Consider the following 22,165-nt stretch of genomic DNA (forward strand, 5'->3'; position numbering starts at 1 on the left):
TTACAAAACCTCAATATTAGACTTATCAGCTAAATCAGCCGTTGCATTCTTAGTATCAAAAATAGCTATCGCATTTTTTTGTACCATACTATAGTCTACATTACTATGATTAGCTCCTATAAAAACAAGATCAGCCTTGTTTACCTTAATAATCTCTAAATCTTTCAAGCCTACTTTCTTAACATTTTTATACTTATATTCAGCTATATAAGAGTCATAAAAGTCGACATTTGCTCCCATTGATTCAAGAATATCTACAATCTTTAAAATAGGGCTTTCTCTATAGTCATCTATATCATTTTTATAAGCTACACCTAAAACAAGTATTTTTGAACCATTGATAGATTTTTTGTACTTGTTTAGTGCCCGAGAAACTCTTTCCACACAGTACTCTGGCATACGATCATTAACCATCATTGATGCTTCTATCATAGAAGTATGAAAACCAAACTCACGAGCTTTCCATGATAAATAGTAAGGGTCTAAAGGTATACAGTGACCACCTAAACCAGGACCTGGATAGAATGCCTCAAAACCAAAAGGTTTAGTTTTTGCAGCATCTACCACTTCCCAGTAATTTATTCCCATCCTCTCACTAAGCATCACCATCTCATTTGCTAAGCCAATATTTATATTTCTATAAGTATTCTCAAGAATCTTTGTCATTTCAGCTATAGCTGGTGTAGATGTTACAAACACATCACCCTCTAAAACCTGTCTATAAACTTCAGAAATAACTTCTTTAGCATCTTCACCTATTGCTCCTACAACCTTAGGAGTATTTTTTGTTTTGAAAAGTTTATTTCCTGGATCGACTCTCTCAGGCGAGAATCCCAAATAAAAATCCTCTCCACATTTTAGGCCTGAGCCCTTTTCTAAAATTGGTTTTAGAAGTTCTTCTGTAGTACCTGGATAAGTAGTTGATTCAAGTACAACCATAGCTCCTTTTTTAAGATACTTTGCTATTGCTTTTGCAGAGTCTTTTACATAACTAATATCAGGCTGTTGATAAGCATCTAATGGCGTAGGTACGCATAAAGCTACAAAGTCGACATCTTTTATAAAACTAAAATCACTCGTTGCACTTAGTAAATTCTTATCAACAACTTTTGACAAATCAGAATCAATTATATCACCAATGTAGTTCTCACCCGCATTAACTTTGTCTACTTTTTCATCCTGTATATCAAAACCTATAGTCTTAAACCCTACCAAAGCTTTCTCTACAGCTAGTGGCAGTCCAACATAGCCTAAGCCAACCACACCTATAATTATGTCTTTAGATTTTATTTTTTTCAGTAAACTAACTTTCATATTTATTTTTTACCTTTATAAGAATATTTTCCAGCTTTTCAGCATGATTTTTAAAATCAAAACTATTTGCTTGATGTAGAGAGTTAGAAATATAGCTTTTTTTAGTCGGTGTATCTAATAAATATATTTCTTTAACCGCTTTGATTATATTATTTGTAGATAATGGATATACATTAACCCCACAACCCTCTTCTACAACGAAGTTATAATCTTCAGCTGGATTTGTTAACATTATCGGTCTTGCTGACGCTAGATATTCAAACAACTTATTCATTGAAATACCATACTTATATAAGTTTGGTTTATCATCAATAATAACAATATTTAAATCAGCTTTTGAAATAATTGAAGGGATATATTTTTTATCTACTCTTCCTTTGAACACAATATTACCTAAGCTTTTAGATAAACAGTACTTTTTCAAACCATCCTCTTCAGAACCTTCACCAAAAATAATAATTTTTACTTTTTTATTTTCAAGTTGTTCTGCAACTTTAACAAGTTCTTCAATTTTATTAACTTTTGATATAGTCCCAGTATAAACAACTTTAAACACATCAGGAGCATCTAAATCTTTATCATTAAATACATATTTTTCTTTATTCTCTCTAAATGTTTCTAAGCATACACCGTTATTTATATAATTAACCTTTTCAAGGTTAATATTATTACTCCAACCTTTATCTATAATATACTGCTTGCCTCCCTCCACTGTAAAAACAATAGCAGCAGATTTTTTATAACACCATTTTTCTAATCTATATAAAGCTTTTATGATTAGATTTTTATCTGTTAGACTTGTATACTCAACAATAGATAAAGGCCATAAATCTCTGACTTCACAAACACAAGGAATCTTCATTTTTTTGGCAATATGTAATCCAACATGGAGCGTAGATATGGGACCACTCGAAGCTATAATCACATCAGCATTTTTAGGTATTATCTTTTTATAACGAAAGAAAAGCTTGAAGTAAAAATCTAAAACATTTAACCATCTTCGCTTAGATTGTACAGGTTTATATTTTAATGTATTTACAAAAATCCAATCATTGCCATTATCATCTTGCAAGGTTTTGATAATATTTTTATTTGTATTAACAATATAATCACTATGATGATCTACATTAGAGCAGACCACTTTCACATTGTGACCCTTTTTAGCCAATTCTCTAGCAAAATAATATTGCCTACCACCTTTACCTACAAAAGCTCTAGTAGCATAATGATCAATAATAACTATATTCATAAACTAAAGATCATTATCCTTCGCAAACTCTTCCCATCTAACTATATCTTGACATATATCATCTATAGATTTTTTAGTTTCAAAACCTAACTCTTTTTTAGCTTTTGAAGCATTTGCATACATCGTAGCTATATCGCCTGCTCTTCTATCAACTATTTTATATGCTATCTTTTTACCAAGAGCTTTTTCATAAGCTGTGACAATCTCAAGTACACTACATCCATGACCTGAACCTAAGTTATACGCTCGCCATGCCGGAGTATCTCTAGCTATACCTTCTAATGCAGCTATATGACCGATAGCTAAATCTACCACATGAATATAATCTCTGATACAAGTACCATCACGAGTATCATAATCCCCACCAAATATTTTTAGTTCTTTAAGCTTACCACTACCAACCTGCCCTACAAATGGCATTAGATTATTTGGGATACCTTGCGGATCTTCACCTATTAAACCACTTTTGTGAGCACCGACAGGGTTAAAGTATCTTAAACAAGTAACATTAAGATTTGGATTTGTATGATTACAGTCTCGTAAAATATCTTCGCACATCAGTTTAGTTGCACCATATGGACTTGTAGTACTTAGCGGCATATTCTCTGAAAATGGCGGCTTATTATTCATACCATATACAGTTGCAGATGAGCTAAATACAAATTTATAAACGCTATACTGTTGCATTAGCTCAAGTACATTTATAGTATTTAGGATATTATTATGATAATACGCTAAAGGCTTCTCAACGCTCTCACCAACTGCTTTATAGCCTGCAAAATGAATAACTGAGTCTATATTATGCTCTTGAAAAACTCTCTCTAGTTTAGCTTTATCAAGAAGATCTATCTGATAAAAGTCAAAGCCTTTACCTGTAATAGTCTTAACTCTATCAATTACAGATATTTTACTGTTAGATAAATCATCTACAACTACAACCTGATAATCTCTATCAAGAAGTTCAACCACTGTGTGACTACCTATATAGCCTAAACCACCTGTTACTAGTACTTTTTTACGCATCATATATACCTTATATAATTTCCATCTACTACTCTTTCTATTTTAACACTAACTTCTTTTTTACTTGGTAGAAAGATTCCAATAAACTTCATGCAAATCACTCTGACTGTCTCGATTATTATCAATAAATCAAACAAAAAACTCCATCTACGTATATATATCAAATCAAGTTTTAATTTATTTTCTGGAAGTGTCGAGTAACTAGTCAAAACCTGAGCATATCCAGTAATTCCAGCTTTTACCTTTGTTCTATAAGAAAACTCTGGCGTATCTTTTGTAAACTCCTCTATAAGCTGTTGCCTTTCTGGACGAGGACCAACTATAGACATATCACCCTTTAGTACATTAAAAAACTGCGGCAACTCATCTATCCATAACGGTCTGATTAACTTACCTACTATGGTTATTCTAGCATCATCATTTGTTGCCCATACAGCTCCAGTTGCTGATTCTGCATCAACGCTCATACTTCTAAACTTTATCAACTTAAAATTTTTATTATGCTTTGTTACTCGTTCTTGTACAAAAAATGGATTCTTTTTATCTTCTAAGTATATTGCTAATGCTGTAATTAGCATTATAGGCGAACTTATTATTATGAAAATCACACTAAAGACTATATCAAATATTCTCTTTACTATTTGTGCCTCAAAGGATAATCCAAAATTTCTTACACTCATTGCAACACTGTCACCTAGAGGTACAAGCATTGCTCCCCATATAGATATTTCATATTTACGCGGTATCACGACTATTTCTATATTATTTTGACTCAAACAAGCTAAGTCATCATCTGTCATTATTTTTAAAGCTTTATCAGATATAAACGCTTTTGTATATTGTGAAACTATAGTCTCTAAGTCATAGCCATCGTTATCAACCTCAAAATATCCACCTAATTTTTCTTTAGGTAATTTAGAGCTTTCAGCTTTTTCAAAAATCCACTGCTGTTCATCTGATAAACCAATAAGTAGTATATTGTTATAAATAGTTTTTCTAATAAGGCTTCTAAAAAACACTCTAGTAAACGATAAAAACACTACTTGAACTACAAAACCGATAAGTATAATACTTCTTGGAAATGAAAATCCTCTTAAAAAGAAAGCTAATGCTGTAATCACTATTGCTATAGCTAGAGAGGAAATAATAACCTTTAATATATTTTTTGTCTTAGAAACTTTTTCACCATTAGTATATTCAGCTAACAATAGGATCAATATCGCTATGATAGCCATAAATACCGCAAGAAAATTAAAACTTGAAAAGTTACTAGGGTTATAGTTAAAAAAATGAAGCGGAATAGAATAACTAGCAAGTATAATAACTACTGAAACTACAAGTTCAAATATCTTAATATATACAAACATTTTATATATTAGCTAACTCTTCACGCATTTTAGAAATAGTATTTTCATAACTATCTGAATTAAAAATAGCAGATCCCGCCACAAAAGCATTCACACCACACTTAGCAATCTCTGCAATATTTTGCGGATTTACTCCACCATCTATTTCTAAAGTTATATTTCTACCTATAGACTCTATCCAGTTAGAAACTTCTTTTGCTTTATCAAGCATCTCGGGTATAAACTTTTGTCCTCCAAAACCAGGATTCACAGACATAAGCAGTACTCTATCAATATGTTTCTCTACATATTTTAAGCATTCTAAACTAGTAGCTGGATTAAGAGCTAACCCTGCTTCAATACCATATGACTTAATTAGCTGTAAACTTCTATCTACATGCTCACTAGCCTCAGGATGAAATACTATACTACTAGCTCCAGCTTTTGCAAAACTTTCTATCATGCTATCTACAGGCTTAACCATAAGATGTACATCCATGCCGGCTGTAATACCATAATCACGTAATGCTTTTAATACCATTGGTCCAAATGTAAGGTTTGGCACATAGTGGTTATCCATCACATCAAAATGGACATTATTAGCCCCAGCTTTTAATACATCTAAAACATCATCACCTAATCTAGCTAAATCTGCTGATAAAATCGAAGGATTTATTTGAAAAATACTCATCTTTGAAATACATTACATTAAAGTTATTTAAAATTATTTTATCATAATCACACAAAATAATTGAGCTAAGCTTAGACAAAATCTATAATATTTAACTGAAGTTACATAGTAAACATAAATTTGAGTAAAAATAAGGTATTAAATACAAGGTAAGTTTTTATTAGCATGGAAGAAACTATAGTAGTAAAGTTCTAACATAGTCAGATAATACTTTAGCTTTTTGTACCTTGGATGATATGATTTATATTAAGTAACGAAACAGCTTATACACTCAAAATATGTTTTGTGTGTAACTTCGGTTATCTAAGTTAACGAATTATTTATATCATACCAAGGACTTACACATGAGTAATATTGAGAATGCAAAAAAAACATTTGAGTTCGAAATTAGTGCTTTAGAAACACTCAAAAATTCTATAGATGAAAACTTTGAAAAAGCCTGTGAGATAATCCTAAAAAATCCTAATGGGCGAGTTATAATCACAGGAATGGGGAAGTCTGGACATATAGGTAAAAAAATAGCAGCTACCTTATCTAGTACTGGTACTCCTGCTTTTTTTGTTCATCCAGGTGAAGCTGGCCATGGTGATTTTGGTATGATTACAGCTAACGATGTTTTAATCGCTATATCTAACTCTGGTAACTCTGGAGAAATTATGGGGCTGATGCCTATGATTAAGTACCTAAAAATACCAATTATTACTATTACAAGTAATAGTAACTCCCTAATGGCAAAAGCAAGTGATGTCACCTTAAACCTTCAGGTACAAAAAGAAGCTTGCCCTCTAAATTTGGCACCAACTTCAAGTACTACAGCTACATTGGTACTTGGTGATGCTTTAGCTATAGCATTACTAAAAGCAAAGAATTTTTCAGCTAAAGATTTTGCATTCTCTCACCCTAGTGGCGCGCTAGGCAAAAAACTAATACTAAAAGTTGAAAATATTATGCGTAGAAAAGATGAAATACCCACTATAAAGCCAACAGACACTATTCGTAAGGCAATACTCGAAATTAGTAGTAAAGGTATAGGTAATACACTTATTGCAGAAAATAATAAGTTATTAGGAATATTTACTGATGGAGATTTAAGAAGAATTTTTGAAGTCGATAGTTTCAACTCTCATCTACCCATATCAGAAGTAATGAGTAAAAAACCTAAATCAATCTCAAAGAATGACCTAGCTATAACGGCTCTTGAAATTATGGAAGAATTTGAAATTACAAGTTTAGCTGTTGTTGATTCTAAAAACAATCTAACAGGTGTAGTAACACTTCATGACTTAGTGAAGCTAGGATTGAAATAAAGTTTATTTCTTAATAAATATTTTCTTTAACCAATGGTCAGCACTTACATATCTACCGCCACCATATATAAACAATGTAAATAGCATAATGAAGTATGTTACTGAGAACTCCATTCCACCATTAAGTACGACAGGATCTCCTAGAGCTGTAGCATGGTTATACCTATCTGGGAAGTTTTGAGCTAACCATATAAATAAGTCGTTTAATCTTTGAGTAGATTCTGCTGTTTTGTCAGCAATTGCAGGCCAACCATGAGTCCAATGTACCATTACACCTGCAACTCCCATAACAAACATCATTGGTATAGAAACTAGTCTTGTAAATAGTCCTAAAGCGATTCCCACACAACCAATAACCTCTGCAGATGTTGCTAAAAATGCCATCACTTCTGGGAAAGGCATTCCTAAACCGCCTTGAGATGCTGGTGTTGCAAACCATGTAGCTGTTGTATGAAAGCCTTCAATTTTTGACCTTGCTCCTACAAACATTGTTGGTACTAAATATAGTCTAATTCCTAAAAGTAGCAAAAAGTCTACAGACTTAAATTTACTCACAACTTTAGAGTAACAGTCATACATTTTATTTATCATTTTTTTCTCCTTTCAAATTTAATCTAATCATATTTTGATTATGCCAATTTATAATTTTTTTAATTAAATCACTTTTGCAATTAATGCTTAAATTTTCATAACCTATTAATTCAAATGTTTTCTCAATCCCTTCATCTATTAAAGATTTTAAAATAAGATGATTAACCATACTCACTTTTTGATATGTAACTCTATCATTTATGTTTCGATATACCGCATAAGAAATATCCTCAACAATATCAAAACTTTTTTCTAGACCACATATATCAAAAGGTAGAGATATAAAATTTAATGTTAAATTAGCATCTATACTAACTATATCGCTATAATCAATCTCAACGTTAATTTGTTTATTATCGCAAGCTTTTTCTGGTGAAATTTCAGTATTAAATATCAACCATTCAAACTCTAGCAATTTTTTTAATTCTGCCTTTAGCTCTATGTTTTGAGAGCATTTCAAAAATTCTGTAGCAATCTGATGAAATGCCGGATCGCTACTATTATTTTGTTGTAGAAAATATTCAACTAACTCTTTTTTATTTTTATCAGAAGCATATGTGTTGAAATATGGAAAAGTATTTTCCAAAACTCCTTCAACATTACTCATTATAAACCCACGATACAACTCTAAATCTTTAGATTTTGAACCAATTCTAATATTATTAGTAAAGTTCTCCATTTGTAGTTTTAGTGATTCAGGTATCTTCATTTTTACTCCTGATTTATGTGGTCAGTTATGCCATTAAGTTCAGATACAAGCTCTGACAAACTAGGTAGTCTATTGTCTCGTTCTAGTAGCAACGGATGCCAACCATGCTTTTTGACAGTATACTTAGCTAAGTCTTTAACAGCTAAATTTACATCTTTACCATGAGTATCTAAAACAATATCTTCAGTCTGTAAGTGCCCTGCAATATGGTAGTAACTAATACTTTCTTGCTTAATTTCATCAATAAACGCATATGGATCATAGCCATGATTAAGAGCGTTTACATATACATTATTGATATCAAGCAACAGTTTAGCACCACTTTTTTCTAAGATAGTATTGATAAAGTATGTCTCAGAAATATCCTTTTCAAACTTATGGTAATACGATATATTTTCAAGAACTAATGGTCTTTTGATAATATCTTGAACCTGCTGTATTCTACTTACGATATAGTCAATATTTTCTTGTTGCCTAGGTACAGGCAAAAGATCATATAAATAACCCTTATCATCATCAGTAAAACACAAGTGATCACTATATATATCTATATCATACTCATCTAAAAACACTTTTACTTGCTTAACAAAATCAATATTTAATGGCTTAAAACCACCTATTGATAGATTTAAACCATGTGCTACTAGTGGATAGATTGATGCGATTTTATCTAAGTAAGTTTTTTTATAACCACCTAAATTCATCCAATTCTCAGGTGACAGCTCAAGAAAATCAATTCCATCGACTTTTTTACTTGCCAAATCAGCTTGATGTTCAGACCTTAAGCCTATACCCTGAGATTTTTTAATCATTTTCCACAAACTCCACTAGAGCATTTTCCTAACTGAGGTACTTCTTTTTTGTCTAATTTACCATAAACCTTGTTGCTTCCTGTTCCACAGTTGCCATCTCTGACACGAACAAGCTTTCCATCTTGCTCATCTGCATCTACTTCAACAACACCAAACTTTTTAAGTGATCCACATTTACCACTCGCACATTTTCCTTCACCTTGTGCTATTGGGCTTGTTTCAGAAGCTTCAGCACTTGATGAATTATCAGTACTGCTAGTATCTGCTGCAAATGCTGCACTTAAGCTCATTGTAGCTGTTAACGCTATTGTTAAAGGTATTTTATTTTTCATCTTTACTCTCCTTTTTTATTCCATCAACTGGGAAACATGATAAGTCTCTGCCTTCATAGACTTGACCTTTATAATATTTTTTAACAATTTTTGTAGATTGATCTTTTAAAACTAATCCTCTACCTAAGAAATGACTCAACACTAAAACTTTAGGGTTAACTTCTGCAGCAACTTTACCAATTGTTGATGGCTTAGCATGTAAGAATGTCGAAGCTTTATCTGCATTTTCGTCAATTGGCATAGGCATCATTAGAACATCTGCACCTTTAGCAAAATCAACAAATGCTTTTCTAAAGTCATCTGGTTGATTATGACCACCAGAACCTGCAACAACTATAGTTCCTTTTTTAGAAACTATTTTATATGCTAAAGCAGGTACATCACCTTTAGGAATTCCTAATGCCCAAATTGTAAATTCATCATTTGAAAATACTTTTGTTGGAGTTTTATTTGTATAATCAATATTCTTTACTGGATCTAGTTTAAATGGAAAACCATCTGTACCCGTAAGGATTCCATGTAAATAAGCATAAGTTCCGCCATCTTTACCAAAAACTCTTTGTAAGAACTCAGTAGCGCTTGGGAATAATCCGCCGTGAATAGGACCAGAAAAAGGTAAGTCTGTCTTTCTATCTGAGAAATAAGCACCTTTTAATATTGCAGGGATATCAGCTGAATGATCTGCATGGAAATGAGTCATATTAATGCTTTCTAAATCCTCAATTCTAGCACCTGACTGACCAAACCTAAGATATGTTCCACCACCAGCATCAACTAATACTTTAGATTTACCATCCATCCATATAACTGCGCCTGGTGATGCTCTTTCATCATCACTGATAGGACCCCCAGATCCTAACAATTGAAGTGTAAAAGACTTATCTAAACATTGCAAAGATGTCTTTGCAATACCATTAGAGGCAGTTGCCATTAATAGTGATGTTAAAGCCAAACCAGCAAGCTTTTTTTTCATTATGATTCTCCTTGATTTTCTCATATTTAACAATGAGTTAATAAACTTATGAAGCAATTGTAAGTTCATATTTAATATTAGTAAAACAAAAGTTTTTTATATTACATATAAGCAAATTTTATTAAGGATATATGTAATAATCTGAAGTTAAGAATTTTGAAAAATTATTAAATGAAAAAGAAGGTGCTTACCGTTAATTCTGGGAGCTAGATTTTGTTAAATACTATAGAACATTGCCCATGCTTACACTATGATAACCAGCATCTACATGAACATTTTCACCTGTAATACCAGAAGCCATATCAGAGCATAAAAAGGCTACTGTATTACCAACTTCCATAATATCTACATTTTTCTTTAGAGGTGCAACCGTAGCATTATAGTCAAGCATTTTTTTGAAGTTTGAAATACCAGATGCTGCTAATGTTTTAATAGGACCCGCTGATACAGCATTCACATTGATACCATCTTCCCCTAAAGCTAGTGCTGTATAACGAACTGTTGCTTCTAAGGATGCCTTTGCAATCCCCATAGTATTATAACTTGGCATAGCTTTTTCAGCGCCAATATAAGTAAGAGCAACCATAGAAGCATTACGACCTTTCATTAGGCTACGGCCTTCTTTTGCTAATGCAGCAAATGAGTAAGCACTAATATCATGAGAAATAGCAAAACCTTCACGAGTTACACAGTCAATAAAGTTACCTTCTAATTGATCACGAGGAGCAAATGCTATAGAGTGGATAATTCCATCTAAACCATCCCAGACTTTAGCGACATCTGCAAATAATGTTTTAATTTGCTCATCAGAAGTTACGTCACACTCTAATACTGCTGCCGGGTTGAACTCTTTAGATAGCTTTTCAACTCTTTCCTTAAACTGACCAACATAAGTAAAGATAAGCTCAGCACCTTCTCTATGTAAAGCCTTTGAGATACCATAAGCTATTGATTTGTTACTTAAAAGTCCTGTTACAAGTATTTTTTTTCCTGCTAGAAAACCCATGTTTTATTTCTCCTTTGTAGATTTTGACAAACTATATTTATAGTTAGATTTACAACAAACTAAAGTATTAATTATCAGCCTGTGCTTGCAACCTAGTATTAATATTTAAAACTAATAGCTATAATTATAGATAATCAGTCATTAAAAATCACTATTTAAATTATAAGGGAGTAAATAATGACAAATAAAACCAAAAAAATAGTACCTTCTCATAAAGGTGAAGTAACTTTTGATAGAGCAAAAGAAACTTGGAACATCATGAAAATTACTTCCGAATTAGTCGAAGGCTATGAAAGGCTCGATAATTTAACACCTGCTATTAGTATATTTGGTTCAGCACGACTTTCAAAAGAAAATAAATATTATAGAAAGACCGTGGAGCTTGCTGAAACACTTTCAAACCATGGCTTTAGTATAATCACAGGTGGAGGCCCTGGAATTATGGAGGCTGGAAATAAAGGCTCTCATGAGGGGAGTTCTAAAAGTGTAGGACTCAATATAACATTACCTCATGAACAAAAACCAAATGATTATCAAGATATTAGCTTAGTTTTTAGATATTTTTTCACACGAAAAGCCATGTTTATTAAGCACTCCATGGCTTATGTCGTTATGCCTGGGGGATTTGGTACAATGGATGAGTTATTTGATATATCAACATTAGTACAGACTGGTAAAAAATCACATATGCCTGTTATACTCTTTGGTAAGGATTTTTGGGGTGGTTTGATTGAGTGGATAAAAACGACCATGATTGATAATAAGGTTATTGATGAAAGTGATTTTAAAATTCTACATCTTGTTGATAGTATCGATGAGACTATCGAAATAATTAGAGATCATTATAACAACACATATCATTCACAAGAAGATTCAAAAATCATATTCTAAAGGTCTACTATTATGGATATTAATACTATTTCAGCCACTTTAATCAATAACTCCTTACCAATAATTACAGCTTTTAGTGTGCTTATACATATATTCTGTGGTTTAGCGATTGCAAAGGATATAGCTCGAGTACTTGAACGAAGAATTACAACCGTATTACTACCAAAAAACATCTGGATACTAGTTGGACTTGTCTTTGGGATTTGGGGTTTACTTATATACTGGTTAATGCACCACTCTACAATAACTAAGGATTAAATATGGAAAAACAAATTTGGAATGCTGAGCATTATAACTCTACAGGAAGTTTTGTAACCAACTATGGCGATGATGTAGTTAATCTACTACAACCAAATCAAAATGAAACAATCTTAGACCTAGGTTGCGGAACAGGTCGTTTAACCAGCGATATCTCTAAAAAAGCAAAAAAGGTCTATGGAGTAGACTATTCACAAGCAATGATTGATAGTGCTAGAAAAAATTTTGAAGATATTGAGTTTAGTGTAGCAGATGCCCAATTAAACTTGGATTACCCAGATCAAACATTTGATGCTGTATTTTCTAATGCTGCTCTTCACTGGATGATGGATGCAGAAAGTGTAATTAAGAACATACATAAAGTATTAAAGCTTAATGGCAGATTTGTATTTGAAATGGGCGGTAATGGAAATATTAAAGAGGTTTTAGCTTCGATAGATAAGGTTTCTAAAAGCTATCAACTTAAAAATTATCATTTACAAAACTTTTACCCAAGTCTGTCACAGTACTCTTCTCTACTTGAAAAAAATCGCTTTGAAGTAAGATACGCTCTGCTTTTTAACCGTCCAACCTTACTTGAAGGCAAAAATGGTTTAGCTAATTGGGTTTCGACTTTCAGAAGTAATTTATTAGATCGAATTAGTAATAAAGATGCATTTTTAGAAGAAGTCCAAAATGTTGCTAAAACTAAATTATACAAAGATGGTAAATGGTATGCAGACTATGTGCGACTAAGAATGATTGCCTATAAAGTTAGTTAGAAATTTGTTTAGAAATATCACTTTTAACAATATCTAATACCCCCATTTCACCAAGATAATGATCAACACCTTTTATAACTTCAATATTCTCAAAATGTTTCATGAAATATTTATTATCTGTAATATTATCTAATTCTGCAAGCTTGAGTCTAATTCTCTTATCAAAAGTACCCATACGACCATTCAAAAGTATCAGAATATGACACCCAAAAAAATCTTTAGGTGCTGCTTTTAAAAGCTTACAAACGGGTTTTGTATAGAGATAAAAAGGAGTAATCAAACAAACTCGATCAAAGTACTTCTTATCAATAATACTCGTCATACATGACGACATTGATACTAGATAAATCTGATCATAATCTGCAAGATGATATTTTGATAATATGTTCTTGAACTTTTTTCTAAGGTTAACTGGCTTACCTATAGGTTCCATAGTTATATTTACGGCTTTACCGTATATTTCAATAGTTTCTTTCATGCTAAAGCTACTATCATAACCCCTGATAATAAGAATATTCATTTATTTTAGTACCATTATTTCTTGAAAAAAATACACCGATAAAAAACACATATTTAAGTAAAAGCCTTTAAAACTATTGTTTAAAACTATTTTTAATATATTATAACAAATTTTTATCATTCCAATATAAAATTAGGACTCTAAAATGAGCAACTTTGAACTACTAATTGCATACACCTTAACAAACTTTGTAATGATGCTGTTATCATACAAATATTTTGGTAAGAAAGGTATTAGTATATTTATAGTTATTAGTGTGATCGCTGCTAATATACAAGTTAATAAAGGAATAGAATATGACATCCTAGGCTTTCACTTTGTAGCGACTATGGGCAATGTTATGTTTAGTGGTATTTTTATGGCAAATGATCTTATCAATGAAAAACACGGAAAAGCTGAAGCTCAGAAAATGGTTCTTACATCTATATTCTTCGGTATAGGATTTATGTTGCTAATGTTTTTTGCGACTCTTTTTCAGTCGATTAGTCAACAAGAGTATAACGATGTTAACCATGCAATGAATCTATTTTTCTCATTAAATGGTGGTGCTATAAAAGCTATTATCATAGGAAACCTTGTATACTTAATTTCTCAATCATTTGATGTACTAATATACTCTAAACTTAAAAGCTATAACTCAGACTTTAAGTGGTTATGGTTTAGAAATTCAGGCTCTACAGCATTGTCACAAATAGTAGATAGTTTTTTAATTACTTATGGCTTTGTTTTTGCTGGAATTATCCCAAATGAATATGCTTTAGAAATGGTATTTTCAACATTAATAATCAAGTATATAATTACTGTTATAAACGCCCCTTTATTCTATTTACTGGCAGCAGTTAAACCTAGAGTTTAGCTTTGCATATGGCAAAATTTAAAGTACTATATCTAAAAAAATTTCTCAACCACTAAATGTTATTTAAACAAGCAATAAAAATAAGCATAACACTAAGTCTTCTAACATCTTTAGCTATTGCAAATACAACTAAGCAAAGTGATGCTGATAACTACAAATTACTAACTATTTCAGATATTCATTTAAATGCTAATCAGAAAAATATAATGGAAAGTGACCCAAAAGGTTATAACCCTAAAAATGATATGGACAAAGATTCGTTTGATAAAATAATGGAGAGGATTGCTGAATATAACAGCTCTAATCTACCTAACTCAGTTTTGTATCTTGGAGATGCTGTTGGACATGACAACACACTAAAACCTAAAGACAGAGCAGAATTTGTCACTAAAAATGAAACTTTAATATATAAAAGCCTGCAAAAAAGCTTCCCTAATACTCCTATAATTAATGTCTTTGGCAATAATGATAGTGCTGAAAAAAATTATGGAAGCTTTGAAAGTAATAATATCTCGCCATATACTATCGCTATTAAAAGTGGCTTTAAAAATGGATTTTTATCTTCTGGTGAGATCTGTGATAAAGATGAAAAAGTATTCCCTTGTCTAATAAACCAAAATACTCACACTGGATTTTTTAGCATTAAGCTAGAAAATAAATTCGTATTAATTGGCCTAAATACAGTAATGTATACTGACATATCTAGCTTTAGTAAAGAAGAGTCTAATCAACAATTTGAGTTTCTAAAAAGCACTTTAAAAAATGCTAAAGATAATGATCAAACTGTGCTAATTGCAACACATATACCTTTTGGTAATAACATTTATGATGGCTCAAACTTTTTTAACAAAAACTATACAGATAAATACTTAAAGCTAATCAAAAAGTATCATAATCATATAGCAGGCATTCTAGTAGGCCACACACACATTGAAGAGCTTAAGATACTACCTTTTAAAGATAAAGTTTTAGGTGAATATTATACAGCTGGTCTATCAACCTCTCATGGAAACTCTCCTTCATACAAAACATATTCCATACATAAAAATTCTACTGAAAACTGGAGTATAGATGACTATATAGCTTATCAACTACATAGCAATAAAAATGGAGATTTTAAACTTTCAGAGCTATATAGCTTTGCAAAATCATACTGTAAAGAAGCATATCAAAACGATATAAATATCTGCCTAACAAGGCTTAATGAGACTCAAAAAACCAAAGATATTTTCTCTAAATTCTTGCCTAAGATGACTGTTGATAATCCAAAATACCCTGTTTATAAGGCTAATAGTCCAGAATCAATAAAAGTTAATACTGCCAATATATAATTCAACTTTATCTAAAGAATCATAACAAGTAAAACAACAACCATAATAAATAGATAAATTGTATTTTGTATATTATTAGGAATACTTTTTGATAGTTTAACACCAAAAATCGCTCCAATCATAGATCCTACAATAATCCCAATAGCTGCTGGCAAATATACAAATCCTAGACAGTAGTCAGGCACACTTGATGAGTCAGATCCTAATAAAATATAAGATACTGCACCAAATAAAGCTAAAACTGGTGTAATTGATGTAGCAATAGCTGCAGCTTGAGCAAGTTTATAGTTACGATGCTTGAAGAAAGGAACTATAATTATGCTTCCTCCTATACCTAAAAGTACAGATACAGTACCTGTTATAAAACCATAAATATACAAAAGCTTAGATGAAGGTTTATTTACCGGTAAATCTTCTACAGCTACACTAGACCTTGAATTACTTAATAGTTTCGATACCCATTTTGTTATCGTATAAAGCATAAATATAACAAATAAAGCTTTTAAAACTTCACTTGAAAAATAACTAGCTATAACCGCACCAAAAATAACACCAAATATAAGTCCAGCTTTAAGCTTTAGTACAATATTCCAAAGTATGTTTTTTGCACGATGATGGGCGTAAGAAGTTGTTAATGAAGTAAAAATCATACAAAATAAAGAGGTAGCTATTGCAATGTGCATAGAGTCACTTGCAAATGCTGGCTCATATATTGTTATAAATGTCATCACTGCTGGAACTACTATCAGTCCCCCACCAAAGCCAAAAAGCCCCGCTAAGACTCCAATCAATAACCCAACAAATATGAACCCTAAAACTATAAATATCACTAGATAGTATTCCAACCTTCGATTTTAACTATAGCATGATAAACTCCATCGTCATTATTAGAGTTTGTTATAAAGCTTGCTCTTTGCTTTAACTCATCAGTTGCATTTTCCATAGCTACTGCTACATCTACACGACCAAACATCTCAAGATCATTATTCCCATCACCAAAAGCATAAGTTTCATAATCTTCTAAGCCTAGGTGCTTAACGACTTTATCAATACCATCAGCTTTAGTATTACCTTCTAAATAACAATCCACATAACCATGTGCTGGATGGGGTGCAGTAACAACCCCATCACCTAAAGTATGCTGTAAACCAACAACATCAACATCGTATCCTAATATCAAAGCATTATATATGGTTTTATTGCCTAGATTACTATGATCGGCTTCAAATATTTTATCTTTATTCACTACAACACTTTCATAAAAAGCTATTAGAGCCTCTGATTTTAAATTATTTGTATAAGCAAATTCACCTTCAAATAACCAGTCATGATTATGCTTTTCACAAAATTCTAAAACATGGTTTAGAGCATCTTGTGGAAGCAACTTCTCATAGATAACTTTACCATCAATTTCTACTACTGATCCATTTGCGGTAATAAAGCCATCCATTGGTAACTCTAAAACTGTAGGAGGTATAAAGCTCTGCGATCTTCCTGTAGCGATAAATGTCTTATAACCTTGCTCCCTAAGACTTTGTATTGCTTTTAAGTTTTTATTAGAAACTTCTAAATCATTTCCTACTTTATGTACTAAAGTACCGTCTATATCAAAAAAGAATGCTTTTTTCATTTTATTCCTTAATTAATCGAGTTTTTCGTTATTCACTAGCAGGTCACTGAGCGGAGTCGAAGTGCCGTGCTGTGTAGTATAATGCAATTGCGACCCTTCAACTCCGCTCAGGGATCTTATTATCTTAACTAATAAACATCGCATCGCCATAACTAAAGAAACGATATTTATTTTCTATAGCATGATGATACGCTTTCATAATTTTTTCTTTATCTGCAAATGCACTTACAAGCATAATTAAAGTAGATTTTGGTAGATGAAAGTTTGTAATCATCGCATCTACGACATTAAACTTTTTACCAGGATACAAGAAAATATCTGTCTCACCCTGATAATCCTCTATCTGACCACTTTGGCCTGCTGTCTCAAGCGACCTTACAGAAGTAGTCCCTATTGCTATCACTCTACCACCATTTGCTTTAGTTTGGCGAATCTTCTCACAAACTTCTTCAGGTACGGATATAACTTCTGAGTGCATCTTATGATTATTGACATCATCAACTTGTACAGGCTTAAATGTTCCTGAGCCAACATGTAAAGTAATGTAAGCAGTATCTACGCTTTTAGCTTTTATTTTTTGCATTAGCTCTTCTGAGAAATGTAAGCCAGCTGTAGGTGCTGCTACAGAACCAAGATCTTTTGCGTAAACTGTCTGATACCTTTCTGCATCAAACTCCTCATCATCACGCTTCATATATTGCGGTAACGGAATATGCCCAAACTCATTCATTAGAGTATATATATCTTTATCACCAATCAGCTCAAGCAAATATAAGCTGCCATCTTTCTCTAGAACTTTAGCAAGTGTATCTTCTATAAATATCTCACTACCTATAGCTGGTGAACGATTTGACTTTATATGGGTTTCAAAAATTTTCGGAGTTTTTACTTTCTCAATCAAAAACTCAAGTTTTGCACCCGTGGCTTTCTTGCCGTAAAGCCTAGCTAACATTACCTTACTATCATTAAATATCAATAAGTCTTTTGGTGTAATAAAGTCTACAAAATCTCTAAAAATACAATCTTGTATCTCACCTGTAGCCTTGCTTAACTTCAAAAGTCTACTTTCATCTCTACTATCAAGAGGATAACTTGCGATTAATTCCTCTGGTAGCCTATAATCAAAATCATCTGTTTTCATTTTATTTCTCTATTTACTCTTTTATTTAAGCTTTAGCCTACTTGTAAGCAAGACACTCCTTTGACACTTGAAAGGGTAGTATTTCACATCTCTACAAAGCCTGCTTAACTATAATCTTTTTCAAAATTTCATTATTATCTACAAAGTCCAAACCTGCTCTACGAGTCTTTTGGATAAACCCTTTTTGACTACCAAACCCTTCTTTAAAAGATTTCATCAATAACACCATCTTTTTATTATCAAGCATTCTGTCACGTTGGTACTTATCTAAGGTAGATATATGCCCAATCAATCGCCCTTTTGCAAATGCTTTACTAATCACATCATTTAAAGAAAGTACATCTTTAAAACCAAGGTTTACGCCTTGCCCTGCTAATGGGTGGATGCTATGGCAGGCGTCGCCAACAAGCACTACATTATTTTGAATATAACTTTGAGCATGGCGTTGAATTAGTTCAAAACTAAATCTTTTTGATAAAAGTTTTATAGCACCAAGCTCATTAGATATTGCTTCAGCTAACACCCTTTCAAACTCGGTATTTTCAAGTGCCATAAGATAACTAGCATAATCACTATTAACTGACCAAACTATAGAAGCTTTATTTGAGTTTTCTAATGGAAGAAATGCAAGCACACCTTTATTATAAAATCGTTGATATGCTGTATGATTATGAGGTTTTTCTAGCTCAAGTGTCGCCACGATAGCGGTATGCTTATATGGTTTAACTTTTGTATCAAAGTTAAAATAATCTCGAATGAATGAATTTGCTCCATCCGCCCCAACAATCAAACTTGTTTCAATAACTCTATCAGCTAAGTATAGTTTTTCAGTATTACCATTTCGCTCAATTTTAGTTATAGTTTGATTTTCATAAATTTCAATGCCTGTATTTGCTATCTCTTTAAGCAATGCCTGTGTTATAACATCATTTTCAACTATACTACCAAGACTATGCTCTGCTAGTTCTTCAGCTGTGATGTTTATACACTGCTTAGGTTCATCGTCCCATACTTGCATTTTATAGTATGGAGATACGCGATAATTTTGAATATCATTCCAAACACCAAGCTCTTTAAATAACTTTTTAGAAGTATGATTTATCGCACTAACGCGTGTTTCAACTCTATCATTAGTCAAAGGTTTTTTTGATATACTTCTTGCCTCAACTATAGCAACCTGTAACCTATTTTTATGTAGAGATAATGCTAGACTAAGCCCTACCATACCACCACCAACTATAACCACATCTTTATTTATTTGCTGAGTTGTCATTCTTCGACCACCTTACGCATTAAAGTTGAGCCTTTACTTAGCTTGCCCATCATTACTCTTGATAATGCTTTTTTAGCTAATTTACTTCGTTGTAATAAGTGTAAACCAATATTTCTACTAGCTACAAGCTTAGGATCATTAGAAACAAACCATCTTATAAACCCATGTGTAACTTTTATAGTTCTATCATGATCTGGTTTTCTAGTTTTAGCAAAGTTTTCTAGGACACTGTCAACATTCCCCTTCGTAAGGAAGGGGTGGCAGTCGTCAGACTGACGGGGTAGTTTTTTTTCAAGCAAATCATACAAACAACCGATATCTCTTATACTAAGGTTTAACCCTTGCCCAGACACTGGGTGTAAAAAATGTAAAGCATTACCAAAAAATAATACATTTTTCTGGAAAACTTCTTCTGATTGAACCAGATAAAGTGGAAATATTGCAGGTTTAGACACTACTTTAACTTGTCCCAACCTAAATCCAAACCTCTCCTGCACTAGCTCTTGAAACTCTTGTTTGTTAAGCTCAAGTTTAGCTTTTGAATCAGCTCTATCTACAGTCCAAACACAACCCATAGTGTTATTTGTTTTTGGTAACATTGCTAATACACCATCACTCATAAATCGCTCAAAAGCAGTATTGTTATGAGTAATGTCTGTTTCAATATCAAAAACTATCGCATCTTGATTATAATCAGTAGTTTCAGCATCTACACCTAACATTTTTCTCATGCTAGAGTTTGCACCATCACAAGCAATTATAAAATCTGCTTGTATATTTTTCTTTTTCTCAGCTTCTTCAACAACCAACTTATAATTACCATCATCTTGTAACTCTAAACTTTTTACAGTGGTGTTAAATGATTTTGTAATGTTAGTGTTATCAGATACCTCTTGTAAAGCGACCCTTAAAAGCTCTTTCATCGGTGCTATTGCACCTAAAAATGGTAAACCCTCATCTTCAGCATAAATCTCTGCACGCCCATATTTACCTTTATCTGTAATATGTACTTTTTTTATTGCTTGAGTGCTAGTTGAGACTCTATCCCAAAGACCAAGGGTATTTAAAAATGCTATCGAAGAATAAGACACCGCTAAACTACGATTATCATCCTTAATCTCAAGCTGGTCTTTTTCTATATGGATAATACTATAATCAGTCTTTGCTAAGGCAAGCGAAGTCAATAAACCAACTATACCACCACCAACTATAGCAATATCATACTTTTGTTGCATAGGCTAAACCTTCTCACTGTCTATAAGCAATACCGCTACTCGTGTATATTCTAAAAGCTCTAAAAAATCAGCTTCACTATCTTCATCATCACCTAAAGCACTATGATCCATATAAGATATTTGCATTAAATCATTTATCGCTTCTTTAACATCTTTTTTATCAGTCTTTTCAAAATCTAGGCCAAAAAGTCCAACTCCAGATAAAAAACCTTTTATCCAATTTGCTAATCCTTCTGCTCGATAACCAAGCTCTTCATCATCTGCTGGGATAAATAAATCAAAGCTTAGACCTTTCTCATCAAACTGAGCTTTAGTATAGTCATATAGTTTTTTCATAGTTTGTAATGCAGATATAGCTACTAAATCACCCTCTTCTAATGACTTTGTCATCAAAGAATCTGACCAAGCTGTAAATTTAACATCTGCACCAAAGCTAAATAACGCGCACAAAAGCCCATGAGACTCTGATGCTGTTGTTAATGCTTGCATAATATTTAGTGCTTCACGCACATCTTCAAAATTTGGCTTTTCATTTTGCATAGAAATTAGTATTTTATAGTTATATTTTATTAACATAATATTTTACTTTATATATGTACCTAGTAATAGTCTTTTGAGGAAAATATTTGGTGTTAAAACTTTTTGAATCTTTTAAGTTATCAATTATAATAGCTTATATAATTTAAACTGTGGTTCACGTAACTCCAGTTAACAGTTTAGCTACCTGGGTTGTTTGTGATTTAGTTACAATCTTGAGCCGATAATACTAAAACAGGGAGTTTTGGTGTTTTGACTAGAGAGTAAGCTTTGATACATTAGTATTCACAAAGAAACCCAATGTTGGAACTATGACACCCACTTGAACCTTAAAGGGATCAAGAACATTGAACTAAAACGGTAACTCGGGTAGCTAATT

Annotated in this window: 24 protein-coding genes and 1 other RNA gene; 7 read left to right on the top strand and 18 right to left on the bottom strand. The window is 32.2% G+C overall.

The annotated features are described in order from the left end of the window. The 5 genes from FLM55_RS01685 to rpe are packed head-to-tail and all read right to left on the bottom strand — an operon-like array spanning nucleotide 1 to nucleotide 5,623. Complete coding sequence (locus FLM55_RS01685; protein WP_178947725.1) at nucleotides 1-1,314, bottom strand: nucleotide sugar dehydrogenase; 1,314 nt, start codon at nucleotides 1,312-1,314, stop codon at nucleotides 1-3. After that, entirely contained in the window at nucleotides 1,304-2,563 is a 1,260-nt protein-coding gene (locus FLM55_RS01690) for a glycosyltransferase family 4 protein (RefSeq protein ID WP_178947726.1), read from the bottom strand. Before FLM55_RS01690 ends, FLM55_RS01685 begins: the two co-directional genes overlap by 11 nt. 3 nt (nucleotides 2,564-2,566) lie before the next feature. Beyond that, on the bottom strand, nucleotides 2,567-3,586 hold the full coding sequence (gene galE / locus FLM55_RS01695; RefSeq protein WP_178947727.1) for a UDP-glucose 4-epimerase GalE: 1,020 nt from the start codon (nucleotides 3,584-3,586) through the stop codon (nucleotides 2,567-2,569). Beyond that, the gene (locus tag FLM55_RS01700; RefSeq protein ID WP_178947728.1) at nucleotides 3,586-4,953 is read right to left on the bottom strand and encodes a sugar transferase; all 1,368 of its coding nucleotides are present in this window, start codon (nucleotides 4,951-4,953) and stop codon (nucleotides 3,586-3,588) included. The genes galE and FLM55_RS01700 overlap by 1 nt, the downstream gene beginning before the upstream one ends. A 1-nt stretch (nucleotide 4,954) precedes the next feature. Then, nucleotides 4,955-5,623, bottom strand: a complete 669-nt coding sequence (gene rpe / locus FLM55_RS01705) for a ribulose-phosphate 3-epimerase (RefSeq protein ID WP_178947729.1) — start codon at nucleotides 5,621-5,623, stop codon at nucleotides 4,955-4,957. A 344-nt stretch (nucleotides 5,624-5,967) separates the two neighbouring features. Here rpe and FLM55_RS01710 point away from each other — a divergent pair, with 344 nt between their 5' ends. Beyond that, on the top strand, nucleotides 5,968-6,930 hold the full coding sequence (locus FLM55_RS01710; protein ID WP_178947730.1) for a KpsF/GutQ family sugar-phosphate isomerase: 963 nt from the start codon (nucleotides 5,968-5,970) through the stop codon (nucleotides 6,928-6,930). 3 nt (nucleotides 6,931-6,933) lie between these two features. Here FLM55_RS01710 and FLM55_RS01715 read toward each other — a convergent pair whose 3' ends face one another. The 6 genes from FLM55_RS01715 to FLM55_RS01740 form a co-directional block, all read right to left on the bottom strand. Beyond that, nucleotides 6,934-7,521 (bottom strand): DoxX family protein, encoded by a 588-nt coding sequence (locus FLM55_RS01715; protein ID WP_178947731.1) that lies wholly within the window; start codon nucleotides 7,519-7,521, stop codon nucleotides 6,934-6,936. Continuing rightward, nucleotides 7,511-8,230, bottom strand: coding sequence for a putative DNA-binding domain-containing protein (locus FLM55_RS01720; protein WP_178947732.1), 720 nt, complete (start codon nucleotides 8,228-8,230; stop codon nucleotides 7,511-7,513). Before FLM55_RS01720 ends, FLM55_RS01715 begins: the two co-directional genes overlap by 11 nt. 2 nt (nucleotides 8,231-8,232) lie before the next feature. Further along, a complete protein-coding gene (locus tag FLM55_RS01725) occupies nucleotides 8,233-9,042 on the bottom strand; it encodes a DUF692 domain-containing protein (RefSeq protein ID WP_178947733.1) in 810 nt (269 codons plus the stop codon). Further along, the gene (locus tag FLM55_RS01730; RefSeq protein WP_112869860.1) at nucleotides 9,039-9,374 is read right to left on the bottom strand and encodes a hypothetical protein; all 336 of its coding nucleotides are present in this window, start codon (nucleotides 9,372-9,374) and stop codon (nucleotides 9,039-9,041) included. Before FLM55_RS01730 ends, FLM55_RS01725 begins: the two co-directional genes overlap by 4 nt. After that, a complete protein-coding gene (locus FLM55_RS01735) occupies nucleotides 9,364-10,305 on the bottom strand; it encodes an MBL fold metallo-hydrolase (protein WP_373193968.1) in 942 nt (313 codons plus the stop codon). The genes FLM55_RS01730 and FLM55_RS01735 overlap by 11 nt, the downstream gene beginning before the upstream one ends. 265 nt (nucleotides 10,306-10,570) lie before the next feature. Next, nucleotides 10,571-11,353, bottom strand: coding sequence for an enoyl-ACP reductase (locus FLM55_RS01740; RefSeq protein ID WP_112869858.1), 783 nt, complete (start codon nucleotides 11,351-11,353; stop codon nucleotides 10,571-10,573). 177 nt (nucleotides 11,354-11,530) lie between these two features. On the opposite strand from FLM55_RS01740, the gene FLM55_RS01745 reads away from it, so the two are divergent. From FLM55_RS01745 to FLM55_RS01755, 3 genes are read left to right on the top strand one after another with little or no spacing between them, the layout of a single operon-like run. After that, nucleotides 11,531-12,244, top strand: coding sequence for a TIGR00730 family Rossman fold protein (locus FLM55_RS01745; protein ID WP_178947735.1), 714 nt, complete (start codon nucleotides 11,531-11,533; stop codon nucleotides 12,242-12,244). A 12-nt stretch (nucleotides 12,245-12,256) separates the two neighbouring features. Beyond that, nucleotides 12,257-12,502, top strand: coding sequence for a hypothetical protein (locus FLM55_RS01750; RefSeq protein WP_112869856.1), 246 nt, complete (start codon nucleotides 12,257-12,259; stop codon nucleotides 12,500-12,502). 2 nt (nucleotides 12,503-12,504) lie between these two features. After that, nucleotides 12,505-13,263 (top strand): class I SAM-dependent methyltransferase, encoded by a 759-nt coding sequence (locus FLM55_RS01755; RefSeq protein ID WP_178947736.1) that lies wholly within the window; start codon nucleotides 12,505-12,507, stop codon nucleotides 13,261-13,263. Here the strand turns inward: FLM55_RS01755 and FLM55_RS01760 are convergent. Next, nucleotides 13,256-13,741: a hypothetical protein gene (locus tag FLM55_RS01760; protein WP_178947737.1), complete on the bottom strand. Its 486-nt coding sequence runs from the start codon at nucleotides 13,739-13,741 to the stop codon at nucleotides 13,256-13,258. The two genes, FLM55_RS01755 and FLM55_RS01760, sit on opposite strands and share 8 nt — an antisense overlap. Before the next feature lie 187 nt (nucleotides 13,742-13,928). Here FLM55_RS01760 and FLM55_RS01765 point away from each other — a divergent pair, with 187 nt between their 5' ends. Next, nucleotides 13,929-14,639, top strand: a complete 711-nt coding sequence (locus FLM55_RS01765; protein WP_178947738.1) for a queuosine precursor transporter — start codon at nucleotides 13,929-13,931, stop codon at nucleotides 14,637-14,639. A 56-nt stretch (nucleotides 14,640-14,695) separates the two neighbouring features. After that, nucleotides 14,696-15,970, top strand: a complete 1,275-nt coding sequence (locus tag FLM55_RS01770) for a metallophosphoesterase (RefSeq protein WP_178947739.1) — start codon at nucleotides 14,696-14,698, stop codon at nucleotides 15,968-15,970. Nucleotides 15,971-15,981: 11 nt separating this feature from the next. Here the strand turns inward: FLM55_RS01770 and FLM55_RS01775 are convergent, their stop codons facing one another. The 6 genes from FLM55_RS01775 to FLM55_RS01800 form a co-directional block, all read right to left on the bottom strand. Then, nucleotides 15,982-16,800 (bottom strand): sulfite exporter TauE/SafE family protein, encoded by an 819-nt coding sequence (locus tag FLM55_RS01775; RefSeq protein ID WP_178947740.1) that lies wholly within the window; start codon nucleotides 16,798-16,800, stop codon nucleotides 15,982-15,984. Next, nucleotides 16,800-17,600 (bottom strand): HAD family hydrolase, encoded by an 801-nt coding sequence (locus FLM55_RS01780; RefSeq protein WP_178947741.1) that lies wholly within the window; start codon nucleotides 17,598-17,600, stop codon nucleotides 16,800-16,802. The genes FLM55_RS01775 and FLM55_RS01780 overlap by 1 nt, the downstream gene beginning before the upstream one ends. Nucleotides 17,601-17,724: 124 nt before the next feature. Continuing rightward, nucleotides 17,725-18,741, bottom strand: coding sequence for a tRNA preQ1(34) S-adenosylmethionine ribosyltransferase-isomerase QueA (gene queA, locus FLM55_RS01785; RefSeq protein ID WP_178947742.1), 1,017 nt, complete (start codon nucleotides 18,739-18,741; stop codon nucleotides 17,725-17,727). A 91-nt stretch (nucleotides 18,742-18,832) separates the two neighbouring features. Beyond that, on the bottom strand, nucleotides 18,833-20,014 hold the full coding sequence (locus FLM55_RS01790; RefSeq protein WP_178947743.1) for an FAD-dependent oxidoreductase: 1,182 nt from the start codon (nucleotides 20,012-20,014) through the stop codon (nucleotides 18,833-18,835). Continuing rightward, entirely contained in the window at nucleotides 20,011-21,249 is a 1,239-nt protein-coding gene (locus FLM55_RS01795; protein WP_178947744.1) for an FAD-dependent monooxygenase, read from the bottom strand. Before FLM55_RS01795 ends, FLM55_RS01790 begins: the two co-directional genes overlap by 4 nt. A 3-nt stretch (nucleotides 21,250-21,252) precedes the next feature. Further along, nucleotides 21,253-21,789: a UPF0149 family protein gene (locus tag FLM55_RS01800; protein ID WP_178949039.1), complete on the bottom strand. Its 537-nt coding sequence runs from the start codon at nucleotides 21,787-21,789 to the stop codon at nucleotides 21,253-21,255. 178 nt (nucleotides 21,790-21,967) lie between these two features. On the opposite strand from FLM55_RS01800, the gene ssrS reads away from it, so the two are divergent. Then, a non-coding RNA gene (gene ssrS / locus FLM55_RS01805) (6S RNA) lies at nucleotides 21,968-22,162 on the top strand. Nucleotides 22,163-22,165: the final 3 nt, after the last annotated feature.

Origin of the sequence: Francisella sp. Scap27, from assembly GCF_013394105.1 — a bacterium.
Classification (GTDB): domain Bacteria; phylum Pseudomonadota; class Gammaproteobacteria; order Francisellales; family Francisellaceae; genus Francisella; species Francisella adeliensis.

Coding starts and splice junctions, on each gene's coding strand:
- FLM55_RS01685 (WP_178947725.1), bottom strand. CDS start 1,314: ATGAAAGTTAGTTTACTGAAAAAAATAAAATCTAAAGACATAATTATA.
- FLM55_RS01690 (WP_178947726.1), bottom strand. CDS start 2,563: ATGAATATAGTTATTATTGATCATTATGCTACTAGAGCTTTTGTAGGT.
- galE (WP_178947727.1), bottom strand. CDS start 3,586: ATGCGTAAAAAAGTACTAGTAACAGGTGGTTTAGGCTATATAGGTAGT.
- FLM55_RS01700 (WP_178947728.1), bottom strand. CDS start 4,953: ATGTTTGTATATATTAAGATATTTGAACTTGTAGTTTCAGTAGTTATT.
- rpe (WP_178947729.1), bottom strand. CDS start 5,623: ATGAGTATTTTTCAAATAAATCCTTCGATTTTATCAGCAGATTTAGCT.
- FLM55_RS01710 (WP_178947730.1), top strand. CDS start 5,968: ATGAGTAATATTGAGAATGCAAAAAAAACATTTGAGTTCGAAATTAGT.
- FLM55_RS01715 (WP_178947731.1), bottom strand. CDS start 7,521: ATGATAAATAAAATGTATGACTGTTACTCTAAAGTTGTGAGTAAATTT.
- FLM55_RS01720 (WP_178947732.1), bottom strand. CDS start 8,230: ATGAAGATACCTGAATCACTAAAACTACAAATGGAGAACTTTACTAAT.
- FLM55_RS01725 (WP_178947733.1), bottom strand. CDS start 9,042: ATGATTAAAAAATCTCAGGGTATAGGCTTAAGGTCTGAACATCAAGCT.
- FLM55_RS01730 (WP_112869860.1), bottom strand. CDS start 9,374: ATGAAAAATAAAATACCTTTAACAATAGCGTTAACAGCTACAATGAGC.
- FLM55_RS01735 (WP_373193968.1), bottom strand. CDS start 10,305: ATGGCAACTGCCTCTAATGGTATTGCAAAGACATCTTTGCAATGTTTA.
- FLM55_RS01740 (WP_112869858.1), bottom strand. CDS start 11,353: ATGGGTTTTCTAGCAGGAAAAAAAATACTTGTAACAGGACTTTTAAGT.
- FLM55_RS01745 (WP_178947735.1), top strand. CDS start 11,531: ATGACAAATAAAACCAAAAAAATAGTACCTTCTCATAAAGGTGAAGTA.
- FLM55_RS01750 (WP_112869856.1), top strand. CDS start 12,257: ATGGATATTAATACTATTTCAGCCACTTTAATCAATAACTCCTTACCA.
- FLM55_RS01755 (WP_178947736.1), top strand. CDS start 12,505: ATGGAAAAACAAATTTGGAATGCTGAGCATTATAACTCTACAGGAAGT.
- FLM55_RS01760 (WP_178947737.1), bottom strand. CDS start 13,741: ATGAAAGAAACTATTGAAATATACGGTAAAGCCGTAAATATAACTATG.
- FLM55_RS01765 (WP_178947738.1), top strand. CDS start 13,929: ATGAGCAACTTTGAACTACTAATTGCATACACCTTAACAAACTTTGTA.
- FLM55_RS01770 (WP_178947739.1), top strand. CDS start 14,696: ATGTTATTTAAACAAGCAATAAAAATAAGCATAACACTAAGTCTTCTA.
- FLM55_RS01780 (WP_178947741.1), bottom strand. CDS start 17,600: ATGAAAAAAGCATTCTTTTTTGATATAGACGGTACTTTAGTACATAAA.
- queA (WP_178947742.1), bottom strand. CDS start 18,741: ATGAAAACAGATGATTTTGATTATAGGCTACCAGAGGAATTAATCGCA.
- FLM55_RS01790 (WP_178947743.1), bottom strand. CDS start 20,014: ATGACAACTCAGCAAATAAATAAAGATGTGGTTATAGTTGGTGGTGGT.
- FLM55_RS01795 (WP_178947744.1), bottom strand. CDS start 21,249: ATGCAACAAAAGTATGATATTGCTATAGTTGGTGGTGGTATAGTTGGT.
- FLM55_RS01800 (WP_178949039.1), bottom strand. CDS start 21,789: ATGCAAAATGAAAAGCCAAATTTTGAAGATGTGCGTGAAGCACTAAAT.